At 65.5% G+C, this 17,680-nt stretch carries 16 protein-coding genes; 6 read left to right on the top strand and 10 right to left on the bottom strand.

Annotated features, from left to right (window positions below; translation table 11 throughout):
* Positions 1 to 183 precede the first annotated feature (183 nt).
* The 5 genes from ACN0YL_RS11490 to ACN0YL_RS11510 all read right to left on the bottom strand — a co-directional run bounded on the left by ACN0YL_RS11490 (position 184) and on the right by ACN0YL_RS11510 (position 4,417).
* Positions 184 to 423, bottom strand: a complete 240-nt coding sequence (locus ACN0YL_RS11490) for a hypothetical protein (protein WP_417498070.1) — start codon at positions 421 to 423, stop codon at positions 184 to 186.
* On the bottom strand, positions 420 to 1,472 hold the full coding sequence (locus ACN0YL_RS11495; protein WP_417498071.1) for a phage portal protein: 1,053 nt from the start codon (positions 1,470 to 1,472) through the stop codon (positions 420 to 422). Before ACN0YL_RS11495 ends, ACN0YL_RS11490 begins: the two co-directional genes overlap by 4 nt.
* A 213-nt stretch (positions 1,473 to 1,685) precedes the next feature.
* The gene (locus tag ACN0YL_RS11500; protein WP_417498094.1) at positions 1,686 to 2,936 is read right to left on the bottom strand and encodes a DNA-packaging protein; all 1,251 of its coding nucleotides are present in this window, start codon (positions 2,934 to 2,936) and stop codon (positions 1,686 to 1,688) included.
* Complete coding sequence (locus tag ACN0YL_RS11505; protein WP_417498072.1) at positions 2,890 to 3,429, bottom strand: hypothetical protein; 540 nt, start codon at positions 3,427 to 3,429, stop codon at positions 2,890 to 2,892. Before ACN0YL_RS11505 ends, ACN0YL_RS11500 begins: the two co-directional genes overlap by 47 nt.
* 505 nt (positions 3,430 to 3,934) lie before the next feature.
* Entirely contained in the window at positions 3,935 to 4,417 is a 483-nt protein-coding gene (locus ACN0YL_RS11510) for a YcgN family cysteine cluster protein (protein ID WP_417498073.1), read from the bottom strand.
* Between the two features lie 68 nt (positions 4,418 to 4,485).
* Between ACN0YL_RS11510 and ACN0YL_RS11515 the strand changes: the two genes are divergently transcribed.
* Positions 4,486 to 6,474 (top strand): transglycosylase domain-containing protein, encoded by a 1,989-nt coding sequence (locus ACN0YL_RS11515; RefSeq protein WP_417498074.1) that lies wholly within the window; start codon positions 4,486 to 4,488, stop codon positions 6,472 to 6,474.
* Here the strand turns inward: ACN0YL_RS11515 and ACN0YL_RS11520 are convergent.
* Positions 6,393 to 7,277, bottom strand: coding sequence for an ion transporter (locus tag ACN0YL_RS11520; RefSeq protein WP_417498075.1), 885 nt, complete (start codon positions 7,275 to 7,277; stop codon positions 6,393 to 6,395). The two genes, ACN0YL_RS11515 and ACN0YL_RS11520, sit on opposite strands and share 82 nt — an antisense overlap.
* Before the next feature lie 301 nt (positions 7,278 to 7,578).
* On the opposite strand from ACN0YL_RS11520, the gene ACN0YL_RS11525 reads away from it, so the two are divergent.
* The 4 genes from ACN0YL_RS11525 (at position 7,579) to ACN0YL_RS11540 (ending at position 12,313) form a co-directional block, all read left to right on the top strand.
* Positions 7,579 to 9,639, top strand: a complete 2,061-nt coding sequence (locus tag ACN0YL_RS11525; protein ID WP_417498076.1) for a putative bifunctional diguanylate cyclase/phosphodiesterase — start codon at positions 7,579 to 7,581, stop codon at positions 9,637 to 9,639.
* A gap of 65 nt (positions 9,640 to 9,704) precedes the next feature.
* Entirely contained in the window at positions 9,705 to 10,091 is a 387-nt protein-coding gene (locus tag ACN0YL_RS11530) for a PAN domain-containing protein (protein ID WP_417491394.1), read from the top strand.
* Between the two features lie 111 nt (positions 10,092 to 10,202).
* Positions 10,203 to 11,285: a DUF2336 domain-containing protein gene (locus ACN0YL_RS11535; protein ID WP_417498077.1), complete on the top strand. Its 1,083-nt coding sequence runs from the start codon at positions 10,203 to 10,205 to the stop codon at positions 11,283 to 11,285.
* An 86-nt stretch (positions 11,286 to 11,371) separates the two neighbouring features.
* Entirely contained in the window at positions 11,372 to 12,313 is a 942-nt protein-coding gene (locus ACN0YL_RS11540) for a hypothetical protein (protein WP_417498078.1), read from the top strand.
* Here the strand turns inward: ACN0YL_RS11540 and ACN0YL_RS11545 are convergent.
* From ACN0YL_RS11545 to ACN0YL_RS11560, 4 genes are read right to left on the bottom strand one after another with little or no spacing between them, the layout of a single operon-like run.
* Complete coding sequence (locus ACN0YL_RS11545) at positions 12,310 to 13,467, bottom strand: mechanosensitive ion channel family protein (protein WP_417491391.1); 1,158 nt, start codon at positions 13,465 to 13,467, stop codon at positions 12,310 to 12,312. The two genes, ACN0YL_RS11540 and ACN0YL_RS11545, sit on opposite strands and share 4 nt — an antisense overlap.
* A complete protein-coding gene (locus tag ACN0YL_RS11550) occupies positions 13,467 to 15,074 on the bottom strand; it encodes a peptide chain release factor 3 (protein WP_417498079.1) in 1,608 nt (535 codons plus the stop codon). The genes ACN0YL_RS11545 and ACN0YL_RS11550 overlap by 1 nt, the downstream gene beginning before the upstream one ends.
* Before the next feature lie 40 nt (positions 15,075 to 15,114).
* Complete coding sequence (locus tag ACN0YL_RS11555; RefSeq protein WP_417468876.1) at positions 15,115 to 15,528, bottom strand: hypothetical protein; 414 nt, start codon at positions 15,526 to 15,528, stop codon at positions 15,115 to 15,117.
* Between the two features lie 54 nt (positions 15,529 to 15,582).
* Entirely contained in the window at positions 15,583 to 15,924 is a 342-nt protein-coding gene (locus tag ACN0YL_RS11560) for a DUF1491 family protein (RefSeq protein WP_417498080.1), read from the bottom strand.
* Between the two features lie 142 nt (positions 15,925 to 16,066).
* On the opposite strand from ACN0YL_RS11560, the gene ACN0YL_RS11565 reads away from it, so the two are divergent.
* Complete coding sequence (locus tag ACN0YL_RS11565) at positions 16,067 to 17,656, top strand: hypothetical protein (protein WP_417498081.1); 1,590 nt, start codon at positions 16,067 to 16,069, stop codon at positions 17,654 to 17,656.
* The last annotated feature ends 24 nt before the right edge of the window (positions 17,657 to 17,680 follow it).

A 17,680-nucleotide genomic window follows, 5' to 3' on the forward strand; every position in this document is an offset into this window, starting at 1 on the left:
GGAGGGTGAAATCGAAGCGCATCCCCTTCCTTCTCCGTGAGGAGAAGGTGGCCCGCAGGGCCGGATGAGGCGGGAGACTCCCAGGTTGAAACTATCGAGCTGTCGCCAGTCCTGAGACGTACACATCGCCCGCCTCACCCGCCCTTCGGGCACCCTCTCCTCACGGAGAGGGAAGCGCCGCCGCTATTCCTCCATCCGCCGCTCGATCCGCACCAGGCTCTCGCGCGCCAGGCGCACTTCCGCCTCCAGCCCGGCCATGCGTTCGGCCAGGGCGCTCTGCCTGGCATTATCCCGTTCGAGCTGGTCGAGGCGTTCGCCGACGCGGCCGAACCAGACCAGGGCGCCGGAGGTTTGCAGCACCAGCGCCAGCACGACGCCGAGCGTCACCTGGCGCTGCAGATGCCAGTCGCGCGTCTCGCTCATTGTTCCAGCTCCCTGAGGCCCGGCACGCCGCTCTCATCGGCCTCGATCACCAGATCGGGCGAGAACCAGGGCCGCAGCCAGACGGCGAGCGCGCGCGCCATCTTGCGCGCCAGCGGCGAGACGGTCTGGCGCCAGAAGGCGAGATTGGCCTCGCGGTAATTGGCGTAGGTATTGTCGCCGGGCAGGCCGAGCAGAAGCGGCGGCACGCCAAAGGCCAGCGCGATCTCGCGCGCCGCCTCGCGCCGCGCCGCCGTGAAATCCATATCGGCCGGTGACAGCGCCATCGGCTTCCAGTCGAGCCCGCCTTCCAGCAGCAGCGGCCGTCCGGCATTGCCGGGCCCGGTATGATTATCCTCCAGCTCGGCCTTGAGCCGGTCAAACTGGTCCGGGCTCATCCGCCCCTCGCCGCCATCGAAGATCAGCGCTCCGGATGGCCGCGCCGCATTGTCGAGCAGAGCCTTGGCCCATTCGCCGCCGGCATTGTGCAGATCAAGCGCCCGCGCCGCCGCCTGTATCGGGGAGAGGCCGTAATAGTCATCGCCGGGATGGAAAAGCTTGATGTGGAAAACCGGCGCGCGCCCCGTCGCACGGTCACGCTCGAACCGGCGTTTGGTGCCATTGACCGCATACTCCCAGCCCTGCGGCCGGCCCTGCGCCCCGGGCAGCACACGCATGCGATCCGGGCGCAAGACATGCAGTTCGCGCGGCGCGCCGTCCAGGCTGACCAGTTCGAGATAGGCATTTCCCGCCACCTGTAGAAAACCATGGAAGTTTTCCCACAATTCCGGCCCCGACTGGTCCGGATTGGGCGCATCGATCAAGGCCTGCACCGCCGCATCGGATGCCTTGAGCGGCACGGCAGCGGCGGCCTCGGCGATCAGGCGCACACAGCGATGGGTGATCGCATTGCGCTCGAAACCCTCGCGCATCAGCGCGGGAATATCGCGCGGCGACCAGGCGGCGCGGGCGGCAAATTGCAGCGCCACCAGGCCGGGCGGCACGGTGGCCTTCGCCTCCCGGCCGATCAGCCGGCTGAACCAGTTGGACATGGCGGGTTCCTCTTCTCTTTCAAATCCCACTTCGCGTTGTCATCCCGGACGACTGCCCGGACGCGGCAGCGATCCGGGCGTAGCTCCGGGACCTACCCGCGGCTCCAGCGGTTTTCATGGGTAGGTCCCGGATCTGCGCCCCGCCTGCGCGGGGCCTCCGTCCGGGATGACAAGGGTTTGTATTTATTCGGGTTATGGGCAGAGCACGCGCCCCTAAAGCCGTCGGATCCTCGGCCCGGCCCGTGTCTGCAGCAGCAGATCCGTGATCGCCCAGACCAGGGCATCGACCCGGTCCGGGCTGGTGCGCGGGCCTTCCGGCGCTCCGAAGGCACACATCTGGTCCTCCAGCGCCGCGAAACGTCCGGCATGAAACACCCGGCCTGCCGCATAGAGCGCGGCGACCGGTTCGGCCCGCACATGCTTGCCGCGGCTGGCATGCACCAGCCGCACCGGCAGGCCGCTCGAGGCCGCCTGCAACACCGAACGCACCATCTCGCCGCCCTGATTGGCCTCGGCCACCAAGCCGTCGGCCTCAAAGGCCTCGAAACTCTCCGCCACGATGCGGGCCCAGTCGGCCGGCATGGCCGGACCGAATGAACGGTCAGCGAGCACATAAGCGCGCCGAAGGGCGCCCTCGCCGCACGCGCCGGCAATGACGATGCCGCATTCATCGGAACGCGCGCCGCCGGTCGCCGGCGGGTCCACCGCGACGATGATGCGGTCGAGCTCGGGCGGTCTGGCGACAATGGCTGCCTCGATATCGGCGCGGCGCCACAGCGCCCCGGCCGGGTCATCGATCAGCACGCCCTCGATCTCCTGGCGCCCCAGCGACGAGCCGCCATAGGCCGCCTGCATGGCGGCAAGAAAGCCCGGTGCCAGATTGGCGGCATTCTCCGAAGTCGGTTGATGCGAGCTTGCAACGCCCGTCGCCTTCATCAACGCCTTGAGCGCCGGGATCGGCCGCGGTGTCGTCGACAGCATCAGGCGTGGCTGATCGCCCAGCCTGAGTCCCATGCGCAGGGTATCGAGCGTCTTTTGCGGTTCCGCCCAGGCGGCGAATTCATCGCCCCAGGCCAGCTCGAATTGTGGCCCCCGCAGCCCGTCCGGATCCTCGGCGGAGAAGGCAAAGCCCTCCGCCCCGCACGGCCAGATCAGCCGCTTGCGCGAGACTTCATAGCGCGGACGCTCGGCCTCGCGCCCGATATTCGCCAGGCCGGACGGCCCGTCAATCATCACCTCGCGGACATCATTGAAAGTCGGCCCCACCAGGGCGATGCGGCGGACACCGGCCTTCACCTGCGCCCGCACCCATTCAGCCCCGGCACGCGTCTTGCCCGCCCCGCGCCCGCCAAGGAAAAGCCAGATCAGCCAGTCGCCGGGCGGGGGCAGCTGGGCGGGGGTGGCGGTGCCGTGAAAGTCACTCGCGAGTTCGAGCAGCTGGCCTTCCGTCGCCGCTTCCAGCATCAGAACCTTCTGCTCGGGCGGGCAGTTCAGGAATGTATCGACGTCGAAGGTCGGCGCGCAGGAGTTCGACTTCGGCATCGCTCAACTTCGCCTCCTTGTTCTCGCCCGGCGTGGCGGCATGTCTCGTTTCCATCATCGCGGTCCTTTCCTCATGTTCGGCGCGGCGCAGCGCGACATAGGCATTGGCGATTTTCGTCGCGACAGCCGGATCGCCGATCAGATATTCAGCCTCGGCTTCCAGCCGCCGCCGCTTCAACGCCTCCTCGCGCACCGCCGCCATTTTCTCCGGCGGCAGGCCCCGCAATCGCGCCTCGGCGCGATAGACGGTATGGCGCGTGCCGCCGAGACGCTCGGCAATCACCCGCGCCGGCGTGCCGCCGCGGTATTGCAGAATATGCGGATACCAGGCCGCAGCATCGCGCCGCGGCGTCTTGGCCGTCTCCGGCCTCTCGGCCGGTTCGGGTGGTTCAGTTTTTTCGGGTTCTTGGGTCATGCCGGATATTAGGCATCGAGCCGTACCGGTCGGATTGTTTGCCGAAATTTTCGCGCAAGGGCGCGTGGGGGTTGGGGATTTTATCTGAGGCGGCGTGGATAGCGGGGCGGTTATCCGCGCAATCGGCGCGATTTGGGCGGTTTGAGGGAGGAAAATGATGGCGCCCCCCTTCCCTCTCCGCGAGGAGAGGGGGCCCCGAAGGGGCGGGTGAGGCGGGCCATGTAGACGGCTGAGAACGGGCACCGGGAACGCCGCACGGCACCAAGCCAGCCCGCCCGCCCCCTGGAACCCATGCCGAAACCCACCTTCCACCTCCAAATCACCAAACCCTTGTCATCCCGGACGGATGCCCGGACGCGCCAGCGATCCGGGCGTAGCTCCGGGACCTACCCGTTCTTCCAGCTGGAGACACGGGTAGGTCCCGGACCTGCGCCCCGCCTGCGCGGGGCATCCGTCCGGGATGACAAAGGTTTTGGAATTTTGAAAAGAGTGAGGAGAGCAGAAGCTACTCCTCCTCATCCCCCTCGCCGGGCCATTCCACAATCCGGTCTTCCCAGTCTTCCGGATCGACATCATCCTCGGAGATCACCTGGTTGCGGATCGACATGCCGGCTTCATGCACGCTCATCGGATCGCCGGACACCAAGGGGTGCCAGTCATAGAGGTCCTTGCCCTCGCCGATCAGGCGGTAGGCGCAGGTCTGGGGCATCCATTCCAGTTCGGTGACGTTTTTCGGGGTGAGGATGACGCAGTCGGGGACGCGCTTTTTGCGGTTGGTGTAGTCGCCGCAGCGGCAGGTGTCGGCGTTGAACAGGCGGCAGGTGACGTCGGTGTGCAGGCGCAGGCCTGAATCCTCGTCTTCCAGCTGGATCAGGCAGCATTTGCCGCAGCCATCGCACAGCGATTCCCATTCCGGCTTGCTCAATTGTGACAATGTTTTCGTTTTCCAGAAAGGCTGTGTCATGTCTATCGCCTGAATTTGGCCCATTTGTTGGGGCCTTGAGTTTGCTGCGGACCCGCGCGTTTGGGCGGGGCCGGATTTCGGGTGGCTATAGCATGTTCAACGAGCCGTATCGCGCCGATCACATGATGGAACGCGAGCAACGCCAACGGCGCACGCTGATCATCGGCGCCAGCGTGACCGGTATCAGCCTGCTCGGCATGCTGATTGCGGCGCTGATGGTGTGGGACTGGGCCTTCCATGATCTGCCGCCAACGCCGGGCTCGGCGGCGGAATTATGGTCGGTGCGGCTGGAGCCTTCGGTCACCGTGCTCGACACAAATGGCGATGTGCTCGCCGTGCGCGGACCGCTGTATGCGCGCGCGGTGTCGCTCGATGCGCTGCCGGCTTATGTGCCGCAGGCCTTCCTGGCGATCGAGGACCAGCGCTTTTATGAACATAATGGCGTCGATTATCGCGGCGTGGCGCGGGCGCTATGGACCAATCTGCGCGCTGGACGCTCGGTGCAGGGCGGCTCGACCATCACCATGCAGCTGGTAAAGAATCTGATCCTCACCCCGGACCGGCTGTTGCGGCGCAAGCTGCAGGAGATGCGGCTCGCCTGGGCGCTGGAGGACAATCTCACCAAGACCGAAATCCTCGAGCTCTATCTCAACCGCATTTATCTCGGTGCCCGCGCCTTTGGCGTCGAGGCGGCGGCGCATCGCTATTTCTCCAAACCGGCGACCGATCTCACCCTCGCCGAGGCGGCGATGCTGGCGGCCCTGCCCAAGGCGCCCTCGCGGCTCGACCCGACGGTCAATCTGGAAGCGGCCCAGGCGCGCGCGGCGCAGGTGCTGGCGGCGATGCTGGAGGCGGGTTTCATCAGCGACGACGACCATGCCGAGGCGATCGCCAATCCGGGCGTGCCGGTGCCCGCCAGCCTCGACCCGCAGGCCGGGGTGACCTGGGGCTATGTGTTTGATTATGCGGTGCTCGAAGCGGCGCGCCTGCTGCCGGCCGAAGTGCCCGACCTGGTGATCCGCACCACGATTGATCCGGCGCTGACCCTGGCGGCGCGGGAAAGCATTGCCGGCGTGCTCGATAGCGATGGCGCCGCGGCCAATGCCAGCGAGGCAGCGATTGTTTTGCTGGCACAGGACGGGGCGATCCGCGCCTTTGCCGGCGGGCGCGACTATCTCACCAGCCAGTTCAACCGCGCCCTGCAGGCCCAGCGCCAGCCCGGCTCGGCCTTCAAGCCGGTTGTCTTCACCGCCGCGCTGGAAGCGGGTTACGACCCCTCCTCGGCCGTCTGGGACGAACCGGTCGATCTCGACGGCTGGGAGCCGGAGAATTTCTCCGGCGGCTATCGCGGCCTCGTCACCCTGCAGGAAGCGCTGCGGCGCTCGATCAATACCGTCGCGGCCCAGGTCGCCAGCGATGTCGGGCTGGCGCGCATTGTCGAGACCGGTCACCGGCTCGGTATCCGCTCGACCCTGCCGGAATTGCCGGCAATCGCGCTCGGTGCCGCCGAGGTCAATCTGCTGGAACTGACGGCGGCCTACTCGGTCTTCCCGCGCGACGGACAGCGCTTTGATCCCTGGTTCGTCGAGAGCATCACCAATTCGCGCGGCGACGTGTTGTACGAGCATCCCGAAGCGGCCCCGGTCCGGGCGCTGGCGCCGGAGGTGGCGCGGCCGATGTCCACCATGCTGCAGGACGTGGTATTATCGGGCACCGGACGCCGCGCCATCCTCGCCGGAGGTCGCGCCGTCGGCGGCAAGACCGGTACCAGCCAGTCCTTCCGCGACGCCTGGTTCATCGGCTTCACCGCCGACTACACCGCCGGCGTCTGGGTCGGCAATGATGATGACAGCCCGATGCGCAATGTCACCGGCGGCGGTCTGCCGGCCACGATCTGGCAACGCTATATGACGCGCGTGCACCAGGGCATTCCGGTCCACGCGCTCAGCGCCCCGGCGCCGCGCACCCGTTCGGAACGCGAGGAAAGGCTCGCCGCCTTCTATTCGGAATTGTCGGGCGCTTTCGAGGCGCTGCTCGAGGGCACGCCCTCACCCGCCGCAGGCGATCCCAGGGAGCGCTGAACCAGATCGCTCAGCACCGCGATCTGCTCACGCAGGCCCGCGATCTCGCTTTGCAGCTCGACCACATCCTCGCCGACCTCGGCATCGCGTTCTTCCTCGGCATCGAAATGCTTCGATTGCAGGCTGTCGACGATGATGGCGATGAACAGGTTGAGAATGGCGAAACTGGTCAGCACGATAAAGACGAGGAAGAACAGCCAGGCCCAGGGATGGAATTCCATCACCGGCAGCGCCAGATCCGTGGCCCAGCCCTCCAGCGTCATCACCTGGAACAGCGAGAAGGCGGTGTCGCCCAGCGTGCCGAACCGCTCCGGATTGGTTTCCGAGTAAAGCTTGGTCGCCATCACGGCGGAGACGTAAAAAGTCAGCCCCAGCACCGCCATCACCGCCCCCATGCCCGGGATGGCCCGCAGCAGGGCTTCGACGACCTTGCGCATTTCCGGCATCACCGAGAACAGGCGGAAGGCGCGCAGGATGCGCAGCGAGCGCAGCACCGAGAAGCTGCCCGCCATCGGCAACACCGAGGCGAGGATCACGATCAGGTCGAACCAGTTCCAGCCGGAGCGGAAGAAGCGCAGCCGGTAGGCGGCCAGTTTGAGCGCCAGTTCGACCAGGAAAACCCCGACCACGACCCGGTCGATCAGCGGCAGCGACTGCATGAACCAGTCGGCGTTGAAAGGCAGGGTGTCGAGGCCGAGCGTGACCGCGTTGAACACGATCACCGCCATGATGAAATTGCGAAATGCGCTGCTTTCAACGAAAGCGGTCAGCCGTGCACTGACGCCGTGCGAACTCGAAACCATGACACATCCCCTTGCTGGGGTTCTGGTAACCCCGGCGCGCGGCGAGTTCAACTTTGATTTGAGCCTGTTATGCGCCGACGCAACGGGCTGCTGACAGCATTGCCCGACCGACTTGCGGTGGTCATCGCGATGCGACGCTGCGGCACCCGGCCGCAAACCCTGCACGCAGCTGTCACAACGCCCTGAAATGCATGCCTGTTTACACATTTCACGCACAGTCGCGTGACGGCAGCGCACAATCTTAGACTGGCCTTAAGAAAAGTCTGTTTCTAATTGCCACTATCTGGACCGGGGATAGCGCGTGACTACAAGCGAGAAAAGCAAACTGGCCGACCAGGCAACGGATCAGCCAGCGCCGTCGGCTGATGCGGTCGAACGGGAAATGGCGATCGCCTTCCGGCCGGTCGTCCGCGGATTCCTGTTTGCCCTCTGCCTGTATTACGGCCTGCTGACCCTGTCCTACATCGTCATCCCGCAGGATTTCCCGGTCGCCACCTATGCCGTCCTCTTCGCGCTGATCAGCGGCTCGGCGATTGCGGCCGGTGTCATGCACCGGCTGGCCCGCTCGGCCTGCCGCAAGCGCACGATCGAGTTTTACGGTCTGGCGGCAAATGCGATACTGCTCGGCAATATCACGGTCCAGATGGCACTGAGTTTCGAGGCCGAAAACCTCGCCTATTTCATCCTCGCCATGCCGATATTCGCGACGACCTGTATCAGCCTGCGCACCACGCTCCCCAGCATCGCGATCACCATTGCCGCATTGTTGAGCTTTGTGGCGGTCCACATGCCCGAAATACTGGGCGAATACCTGTTCATGGCCCTGGCGGCCAGTATCAGCGCCGCCGGGATGGCAATGCTGATGCGGGGCGCCGTCTTCCGCGCCACCACCGCCCGCCTCGAAGCCGACGAAAACCGCCGCCGGGCCGAGCTCCTCGCTGCGAAATCGGAAATGCTGGCCGAAAAGGCCGAGGCGCTCACCGCCCAGACGCGTGAAATGGCCGAACGGGATTCCCTGACCGGTCTGGCCAATCGCTTCAGCTTCTTCAATGCCTTCGGCACCGCCATCGCCAGCCGGCGGCAGCCCGGCCAGGCGCCCATGCTGGTGCTGATCGACCTCGACGGCTTCAAGCCGGTCAATGACACTTACGGCCATTCGGTCGGCGATGAATTGCTGGGCGAAGTCGCCCGGCGGCTGAGCGCCGCCGCACCGCGCCAGGCAATCGTGGCGCGGCTGGGCGGCGATGAATTTGCAATCCTGCTGCCCCATGACCGCATCAGGACCAGTCTTGAAGAATTCGGACGTTCGATCTGCGCCGAGCTCGGCCAGCCCTATGTGCTCGATTCCATCCACGCCCACATTTCCGCCTCGGCAGGCCTGGTTGTCTGCGACCGTGAGGATCTGTCGATCCGGCAATGGATGGAACGCGGCGATTTCGCCATGTACCACGCCAAGCGCAACACCCGCGGCGAGGCAGTGCTTTTCAATAATCGCCACGAGGCCGAGATGCAGGGCTTCGGCCGCATCGACCAGGCGATGCGCGACGGCAATCTGAATGATGAGCTCAGCATCGTCTTCCAGCCGCAACACGATCTGGACAGTGGCCGCACCTATGGTTTCGAGGCGCTGGCACGCTGGGACAGCCCCGCGCTCGGCGCGGTCAACCCGGACAGTTTCATCAAGGTCGCGGAAGCCTCGGGCCTGATCCGCAAGGTCACCCCGGTCCTGCTGGCCAAGACATTGGACGCGGTGCAGGACTGGCCCGAACACATCCAGGTCTCCTTCAACCTGTCCGGCCATGATCTGATGTCGCCGGTCGCGGTCAGCGAAATCCTCGACCTCGTCAAGCAAAGCGGGATCGCGCCGGAGCGGATCGAGTTCGAGATCACCGAAACGGCGATGATGGCCGATATCGACCAGGCGCGCCGCTCGATCGAGCGCATGGCGGCATTGGGCTGCCGGCTGGCGCTCGACGATTTTGGCGCCGGCTATTCCAGCTTCAGCTATCTGCACCAGCTGCCGGTCAGCAAGATCAAGATCGACCGCTCCTTCGTGGTGCCGCTGCTCAAGGACCCGTCAGCGGGCAAGATCATCCAGACCATCATCAATCTGGGCCGGTCGCTCAATCTCGATTGCGTTGTCGAGGGCGTGGAATCCATCGTCGAGCTCGACCGTCTCAAGACGATGGGCGCCCGGTTTATCCAGGGCTATATATTCGGCCAGCCAATGCAGGCGCACAGCGTGCGCAGCTATCTGGCCGCGGAGGGCCGCGATACCGCATCGGCACCGCCGGCTGAGGCGGTCGAAGTGATAGAACCTGACCGGGCCGTTGCGGCAAAACGGGCCGGCCGCCGGCGCTGACCGCGCTGCAGCGCGGCCACCTGGCCGGCAAGTATTTGTTAGCCCGGCACCGGCATGGTGCGCCCATGCGCTTCTTCAAAACCATGTTGATTGTCCTGGCCTGTTGCGGCCTGACAGCGGCGCCCGCCAGCGCCGGTGACGTGCTGACGGGCTGGACCCGGCTCGGTTCGGTCTATCAGCGAACCAGCCTCACCGAGGGCAATCAGGCCATGTGCGCGGCGCTGTGCGATGACGACGCCCGCTGCCGCTCCTGGGTCTGGACACCGCCAGGGCTCGAGGATGTCGATGGCAGTTGTGCCCTGCTGGCCTCGACGCCGGCACCCCGGCCTTCGCCGCAACGCATCACCGGTCTGGCCAGCGATATCGCGGCACAGATCGAGGCCGCCAGCGAACGGCCGCCCAGCGCCCGCGAGATCGCCGCCCTTCGCGCCACCCGGCCCGGCCCGCACTGACAGGCAAGCCGTTTCCGGGACAATTAAGTCGATCCCGAAGACAATTCTTTTACCTACAACAGGCATGATGTCCCTCAACACCCTGGCAGTGACACCAAAGAGAGACGTTTCATGGCCGTCATCAGCAAGCTGAACAGCCTCCTGGATCTGGCCAAGGAGCGATCAAGCGATCGCCGCCGCACCCTGCTGCGCGAAGTCACCGACATGTTCTTCGACGCGCCCCCGGAGCGCGACACGCCGGTGTCGCAGGAATTCGACGATGTGCTCAGCGCCCTGGCCGAACAGACAGCGCAGGGCGCCCGCGCCGAGCTGGCGGAACGCTTCGCCGATGCGCCGCTGGCGCCGCGCGGCGTATTGCTCAAGCTGGCCCGTGACGCGATTGAGGTCGCTGGACCGATCCTGGCGCGCTCCACCGCCCTGAGCGAGGCGGAACTGCTCTCGATCGCCGAACAGGGCGCCCAGCCCCAGCTCAAGGCAATTTCCCAGCGCGAGGAAGTGTCCGAACGCCTGTCCGACACCATTGTCCGCCGCGGCGATGACGAGACGGTGGCGGTGCTGGTCCGCAATGAGGGTGCGCGCCTGTCACGCGAAAGCTTTGAATCAGTCAGCGAGCGGGCCGAACGGTCCAAGGTGCTGCAGGCGCCGCTCGTGACCCGCAAGGACACGCCGGCCGATTTGCTCGGCGACTTGATGCTGACGGTGGAAAATCAGTTGCGCGATCATATCCTGGAACGCTTTGACGGCATGGAGCCGGCCGTGGTCGAACAGGCGCTCGCCGCCTCGCACGCACGCCTCAGCCAGCGCATGGAACAGGACCGCGACGTGCAGGAGGCGGAGAAATTCGTCCGCGGCATGGCGGTGCGTAAAATGCTCGATGGCAGCCTGCTGGCGCGGCTGTTGCGCGAGCGCGGAATGACCCGTTTCCACGTCGCCTTTGCCGAAATGACCGGCGTTGACCGCGTCGCGGCCCGCCGCGCCATCGAACAGGACTGCATCGACCCGCTGGCGCTGATCTGCCGCTCGGCCGGCTTCGACAAGGCGCTGTTCGTGACCCTGGCCGTGCTGCGCAGCAATGCCACCGAAGACGCCTTCCGCGATGCGCGCGAACTCGGCCAGATCTATGACCGCGTCACGCCGGAAGATGCCGCCCGCGCCATGCGATTCTGGCGCATGCGCCGCGACATCGCCGCCTAGGGCGGGACCCGCCCGCCTCCATTCCCGGTCAGCTTCACCGGCTCTGTCTGCTAGCCTGCCACGCAGTTGACGTGAGGAGTTCCAGCATGACCGACCCGCTTGCCCGCTTCATTCGCCTGTCCGACGCCCTGCGCGAAGGCCGCCCGCGGCCCGACCGGCAGGCCGCGGCCTTTACTGCGGCGGCGCTGGTTCATGCCGAAGGCCAGGAAGCGGAACTGGTCGCGGCCTGCCAGGCCCGCCATGACGCCCTGGAAACGGCACTGGGCGGGTTTCGCGCGCCCAATGGCTCCATGCGCTGGGTCTATGCTGCCATGCTGGCCGCACACAATGTCGCGGTCGACAATTTCCTCGGCGCGCGCGACGCGCTGCGGCAGGCACGGGCGGCGTCGAACACCGGCTCGCTCCACGCGGGCGGCTCGCGCGCCGCGCTGATCCTCAGTTTCGGCGATGCCACACCGCAAGCCGTCGACGCCTTCTTCGAAATGAAGCGCACGCTGCGCCCGCCCTGGTGGCGCGCCAATACCGCGATCACCGACACTTTCGCCGCCGCGCATGTGCTGGCCGGCAGCCATCCGGCCGCCGTTCTGGCTGCGCGCGCTCATGCAGAGGCCGTGTTTGGTGCCGACCGGCAGGCCCGCGGCCATCGCCGCGACGGCGCGCGTCAGTGTGTATTGCTGGAGCAATCACCGGAACAGATGCTGGTCCGCTTCCATCAGCTCGAGGAGGCGCGCCGCGCCGAGCCGGGCCTGCGCGGCCGCAGTGATCGCGCCATGGCGATGGACTGGGCCGCTGCCGGCCGCACGCCGGCCGATCTGGCAGAAATCGCGCGCGTCATGGCTGCCATGCCGAAAGCGTCGACATCGGTGGGCCATGGCCGCACCCGGCTGGCCGCGCTGATCGCCTTCAATGACCATGAGCGGGACCCGGCCCGCAGCGCCAATGCCCTGGCCGCTGTCATCGCAGCCCAGGCCGCGATGATCGCCGCCGCCTCTGCGGCCACCATTGCCGCCACATCAGCATCCAGCTAGGTGTTCGCCTCCGGCGGCGAGAACAATTCGGCGCCCTGCTCCAGATAGATCGAGCTCGACGGGAAGGCGAAATCGGTTCCGGCTTCCTCGACGATCGTCTTGATCGTGAAGGCGAGGTCTTCCTTCAACCTCAGCCATTCGCCCCAATTTGTCGTCCGGGTGAAGCAATAGAGCATGAAATCGATCGAGGACGGGCCGAAACTGTCGACCCGCATGAAGGTCGAGACTTCCGGCGCCTGGGCGTAGTCGGGATGGCTGGTGACATAGTCGAGCACGCGGTCGCGAATGGCCTTGAGCTGTTCGACCGTGGTGTCGTAGCGCACGCCGATAATCCAGTAGGTCCGGCGATGGGTCATGCGGGAGAAATTCGTCACCGCATTGTCGGACAGTTTTGAATTGGGGACATAGACCGGCCCCTTGTCGAAGCGGCGCACCAGGGTGGAGCGGAAATTGATCTCCTCCACCGTGCCCTCGACGACGCCATCGACCTTGATCCAGTCGCCGGGCAAAAAGCGCTTCTCGGCCAGGATCAAAAGGCCGGCGATCAGATTCTTGAACAAATCCTGCGCCCCCAGCCCAACGGCAACGCCGAACAGGCCGAGCCCGGCGATGATGCCGCCAACCGGGATATTCCAGATCTGCAGCACGGCCGCGGCGCCGATAATGACAAACAGGATCCGCATCGCCTTGGTGAGCCAGTCGAGCATCACCGGCGTGAGCGCATTCTCGAGCGCCCGCATCAGATGCATGAGGGGATCGACCGCATTGTGCAGCGCCCAGAAAATCGCGACCGCCACCAGCGAGGGGATGATCCGGTCGACATCGGCAATGGCCGTGCTGCCGGTTCCTGCCTCGAGGATATTCATGGCGAAGAACAGGGCGACAATAACCGGCACGAGTTTGAGCGGCCCGGTCAGCGCCTCGACAATGGCGTCATCGACACCATTTTCGGTCTTTTGCGCCATGCGTTTGAGCAGGGCGACAATCGTCCTCGCGAGGATGGAGCGCAGGGTGATGCCGAGCAGGAGAATGATTACGGCGCTGACGCCGTGACCGACGCTGACGCCGAGAAACGAAGTCTGCCAGACCGCGACGATCTGGGTCCACAATTCGCCCGACTGGGCGAGAAAGCCGGTCTCGTCCTGCAGCCGCATCAGGAGGCCCTTTCGCGCACGCGGTGGAATTTGACGTTGGGGAATTTCTCCTCGGAATAGGAGACTTCCCAATTGCTCTTGGCGAGGAAGACCGGATTGCCGTCAATATCGAGCGCCATGGCGGATTTGTGCCGCTCGGCGAAGGCGTCGAGCTCCGCCTCGCTGCCGCCGAGCCAGCGTGCGGTCTCGTAGGGTGCCGGCTCGAAGGTGACCTCGAGTCCGTATTCCGCCGCGACGCGTTCGCGCATCACATCGATCTGCAGCGAGCCGACCGCGCCGACGATGAAATCGCCGCCGAGCACCGGACGGAACAGCTGGGTGACACCCTCCTCGGCCAGGCTTTCCAGCGCCTTCTTGAGGTGTTTCGCCTTGAGCGGATCGGCCAGACGGGCGCGGCGCAGGATTTCCGGCGCGAAATTCGGGATGCCGGAAAAACGCAGCTTGCCGCTCTCCGACAGGCTGTCGCCAACGCGCAGCGTGCCGTGATTGGGAACCCCCATCACATCGCCGGCGAAGGCCTCGTCGGCAATCTCGCGGTCCTGGGCGAAGAAGAGGATCGGCGAGGAGACGGTGAGCTGTTTGCCGGTCTCGGTCTTGAGCTTCATGCCGCGGCGGAACTTGCCCGAGCACAGGCGCACAAAGGCAACGCGGTCGCGGTGATTGGCGTCCATATTCGCCTGCACCTTGAAGACGAAGCCGGACACTTCCTTGTCGCCGGGCTGCATGAAGGTCTGCTCGCCATTGATCTGCACCTTCATCGGTGCCGGTCCGGGGATCTTGTCGGCCAGCCCGTCGAGCAATTCACGCACGCCGAAACCGCGCAGGGCCGAGCCGAAGAAGACCGGCGTCATATGGCCTTCCAAGAAGCTTTGCGGATTGAAGGCCGGGCAAAGCTCGCGCGCCACTTCGGCGCCGTCGCGAGCCTCCTCGATCTCTTCATCGGTGAGCAATTCGCGGATTTCCGGGCCATCAAGCGCCAAGCGTTCCGATGCCGCCTCGCGATCATGTTCGACGCCGGGGCGCTGATACAGCACCAGTTCATCGGTCACCAGATCGACCACGCCCTTGAAACGCTGGCCGGACCCGACCGGCCATTGCATCGGCACGGCATCAAGCGCCAGCTTGTCCTGGATGTCCTGCAGCAGATCGACCGGGTCGAGCGCCTCGCGGTCCATCTTGTTGATCAGGGTGACGATCGGGATATCGCGCAGGCGGCAGACCTCGACCAGTTTCAGGGTCCGCGGCTCAACACCCTTGGCGGCGTCGAGCACCATGATGGCGCTGTCGGCAGCTGTCAGCGTGCGATAGGTATCCTCGGAGAAGTCTTCATGACCGGGCGTATCAAGCAGGTTGAACAACAGGCCGCGATGCTCGAACGTCATCACCGAGGCGGACACGGAAATCCCGCGCTCCTGCTCGATTTTCATCCAGTCGGATCGTGTCCGGCGGTTCTCGCCGCGCGCGCGCACCTGTCCGGCCATGCGGATCGCGCCGGCTGCGAGCAACATGGTCTCGGTCAGCGTCGTCTTCCCGGCATCAGGGTGTGAGATAATGGCGAAGCTGCGGCGACGCGCCCATTCCGGCGCATCAATCGTCGGAGAAGTCATGAACTGGCCCGCTGAGAGTGCAAGCCCCGAACTAGCGCGATCAGTGGGCGCTGTGCAAGTTTTCCGTCACCCGGTTCCAGACTTCTTCATTGATCAATGCCGGGTCGAGTTCGCCATTCGTCTGGCGCTTCCACAGATAGGTCAGGATCAGCATCGGCACATTGGCGAAGCGCAATCCGACATCGTCCGGCCCGCGGGCATTGTCGGGGCGAACACCCAGCAGAGCATTGGCTCCAGGAGCGCGATAGGCGATCAGCGCCGCCAGGTGCCGGGTCCGGTCCGGTTTGTTCGTCGCCATCATCGGATCGACGAACAGCGCCTCACGCAGCAACAGGGTCAGATGGCCGGTCGTCAGGGTCTCGAACTGGGAAGGCGGCAAGGGAATCGTGCCGTCCTGCAGCACAGCCTCCAGATCGCCCAGGTCGAATACGGCTTCGTTGAACAAGAATAACATCGCAACCCCCGCGAACCCTTCCATTCCAACTCGCCCGATCCTAGCGGCGGATCGTTAAAAATCCGCCACCGGCTCGGTCAGGAAATGCCGCCCCGCCCGGTCCTCGATCTCGATGACCCAGATATCCGGATCATCACCGGCGCGGCGCTGGCAATAGGCATCCACCTCCGCTTCGGGAACCGGGCCCTGGCGATAGCGCGTCCAGACCCGTTCACCATTTTCGTCCCGCGCCGGCACAAACAACACAGCCTGGCCGCCCAGGTCTGCAACCTTGACCAGCACCGCGCCCGCATCTTCGTCTCCGTGGCGAATCACATAGGCCGCCGCCAGACCCGATTCAGCCCGTCGCAACAAGGCATCGACCCAGATTTTCGTCTTTAATTGAATCATTTTCATTGCTGGCAGCCGAATTGCTTAATAACGTATTAACGGGGTAAGGGAGCGTTCTATGTTGGTACGAGTTGCGTTGGTTGCGATGGCACTTTGTGCGTCGGCAGCAAGTCAGGCATTTGCGCAGGGGAATCAGAACGATCCTGCAATGGCCAGTCTGGACCAGAATGGCAGCGAAAGCACCCGGATCGAAGAGCGCACGCTCGCCGATCTCGAGACCGGGATGGATGCCTTCGTCCTGTCCTCCAGCCAGTCACGCACCCGCATCCGTTTCTACCTGCCCCCCAATACCTACAGCTCGGAAGCCTGGCTGCGCCTCGCAGCGCGCCCGGCCAGCGATCATTCCAATGGCCGCATCCTCGTCGCCATCAATGGTGGCGAGCCGATCGTGATCCGGCCGCAACCGCGTTCGCTGGAAGCCCGCTTCGCCCTGTTTTCCGCCGACATCCTGCCCGGCGAAAACACGCTGGAAGTTTCCTATAGTGTCGACAGCGCCACCACCGGCTGGATCGTCGATGCCCGGCGTTCGCAATTGCGCCTGACCCTGGAACAGGACAGCCCGATTGCCTCGCTGGACGAGCTGGAACTGGCCCTCTCGGCCGATTTCGCCGCGCCGCGCCGCATCGCCCTGATCACAGATATCAGCCGCGAGCGCGCAACGCTGGAAAGCCTCGTCGCCCAGGGCGTGGCCCTGCGGGCCGGCAATGTGCCGCTGTTCGGCGGCGATGAGGCCAATGCCGATCTGGTGATCCGCATCGCCGAAAATGACCGTCTCGACGGCGAAGACCGCGCCATCCTGCGCTCCGGTGACCGCAGCCAGGGACCGGAGATCGCCTTCGGCGCCGGCGAGACGCCGCGCCTGGTCGTCACCGGCCGCAATATCGATGAAGCCGTCGCCGCCGGCCGCCTGTTCGCGGCGCGCTCCTTCGCCGGCTATGGCCGCAGCTTCGTGGCTGCCGATGCGATCACGGCCGAACGCCTCGGCCGCCCGCAGGTCCGCGATGCCCGCCTGCTGAGCCGCAATGCCGATCTGCGCACCTTTGCCGCCTCCGGCCTGCCCTTCAGTGCCGACCAGGGTTCACGTACGGCGGTGCAGTTCACCACCCGCACCCGCGCCGACCGTTTCGGCGCCCTCTCGGTGCTGGCCCGCAGCGCCCTGGTCAGCGGCGAAGCCTGGCTCTATGCCTGGTATGGCGAGGAAAACGACCACGCCCCGGCCAACCACAATCTGCTGATCATCGGACCGGACAGCACCGGCGTCGACGCCATGAGCCGCAATGCGCCAGCCGAGTTCGGCGCCGCCATGCGCGCGGCCGAGCGCAGCCGCGGTCAACGCGGCCTGATGCGCCTGGCGGCCGCGGCCTATGCCGATGAGAGCGCCCCGGCGGCGACGCCCGAGGACAGCACCAGCATCGGTGTCGCCTCGCTGTTCAGTGACCCGCAACAGACCGGCCGCTGGATCGGCACCCTGACCTCGCCGGAAATGTCCTCGTTTGAATCGGCCGGCCGCAGCCTGGCCCGCTCCAATCTCTGGCACGCCCTTGAAGGCCGGGCCGCAGTGTGGAGCGTGCGCGGTGTCACCCCGCTCGATTACAGCGTGACGTCGCCGGGCCTGCGCGAGCGGGTCCAGGAGTTCGCGCTCGACCACACACGCGATGCCGCCTTCATGCTGTTCGGTGTCGCCTTCATCATGCTGATCCGCGGTATCTGGCGCCGCCGCCGCGTTCACGCGTCGTAAAACTTGCCGTGCTAGTGTCATTTC

Source organism: Maricaulis sp., assembly GCF_048269565.1.
In the GTDB taxonomy this organism is placed as follows: Bacteria; Pseudomonadota; Alphaproteobacteria; order Caulobacterales; family Maricaulaceae; genus Maricaulis.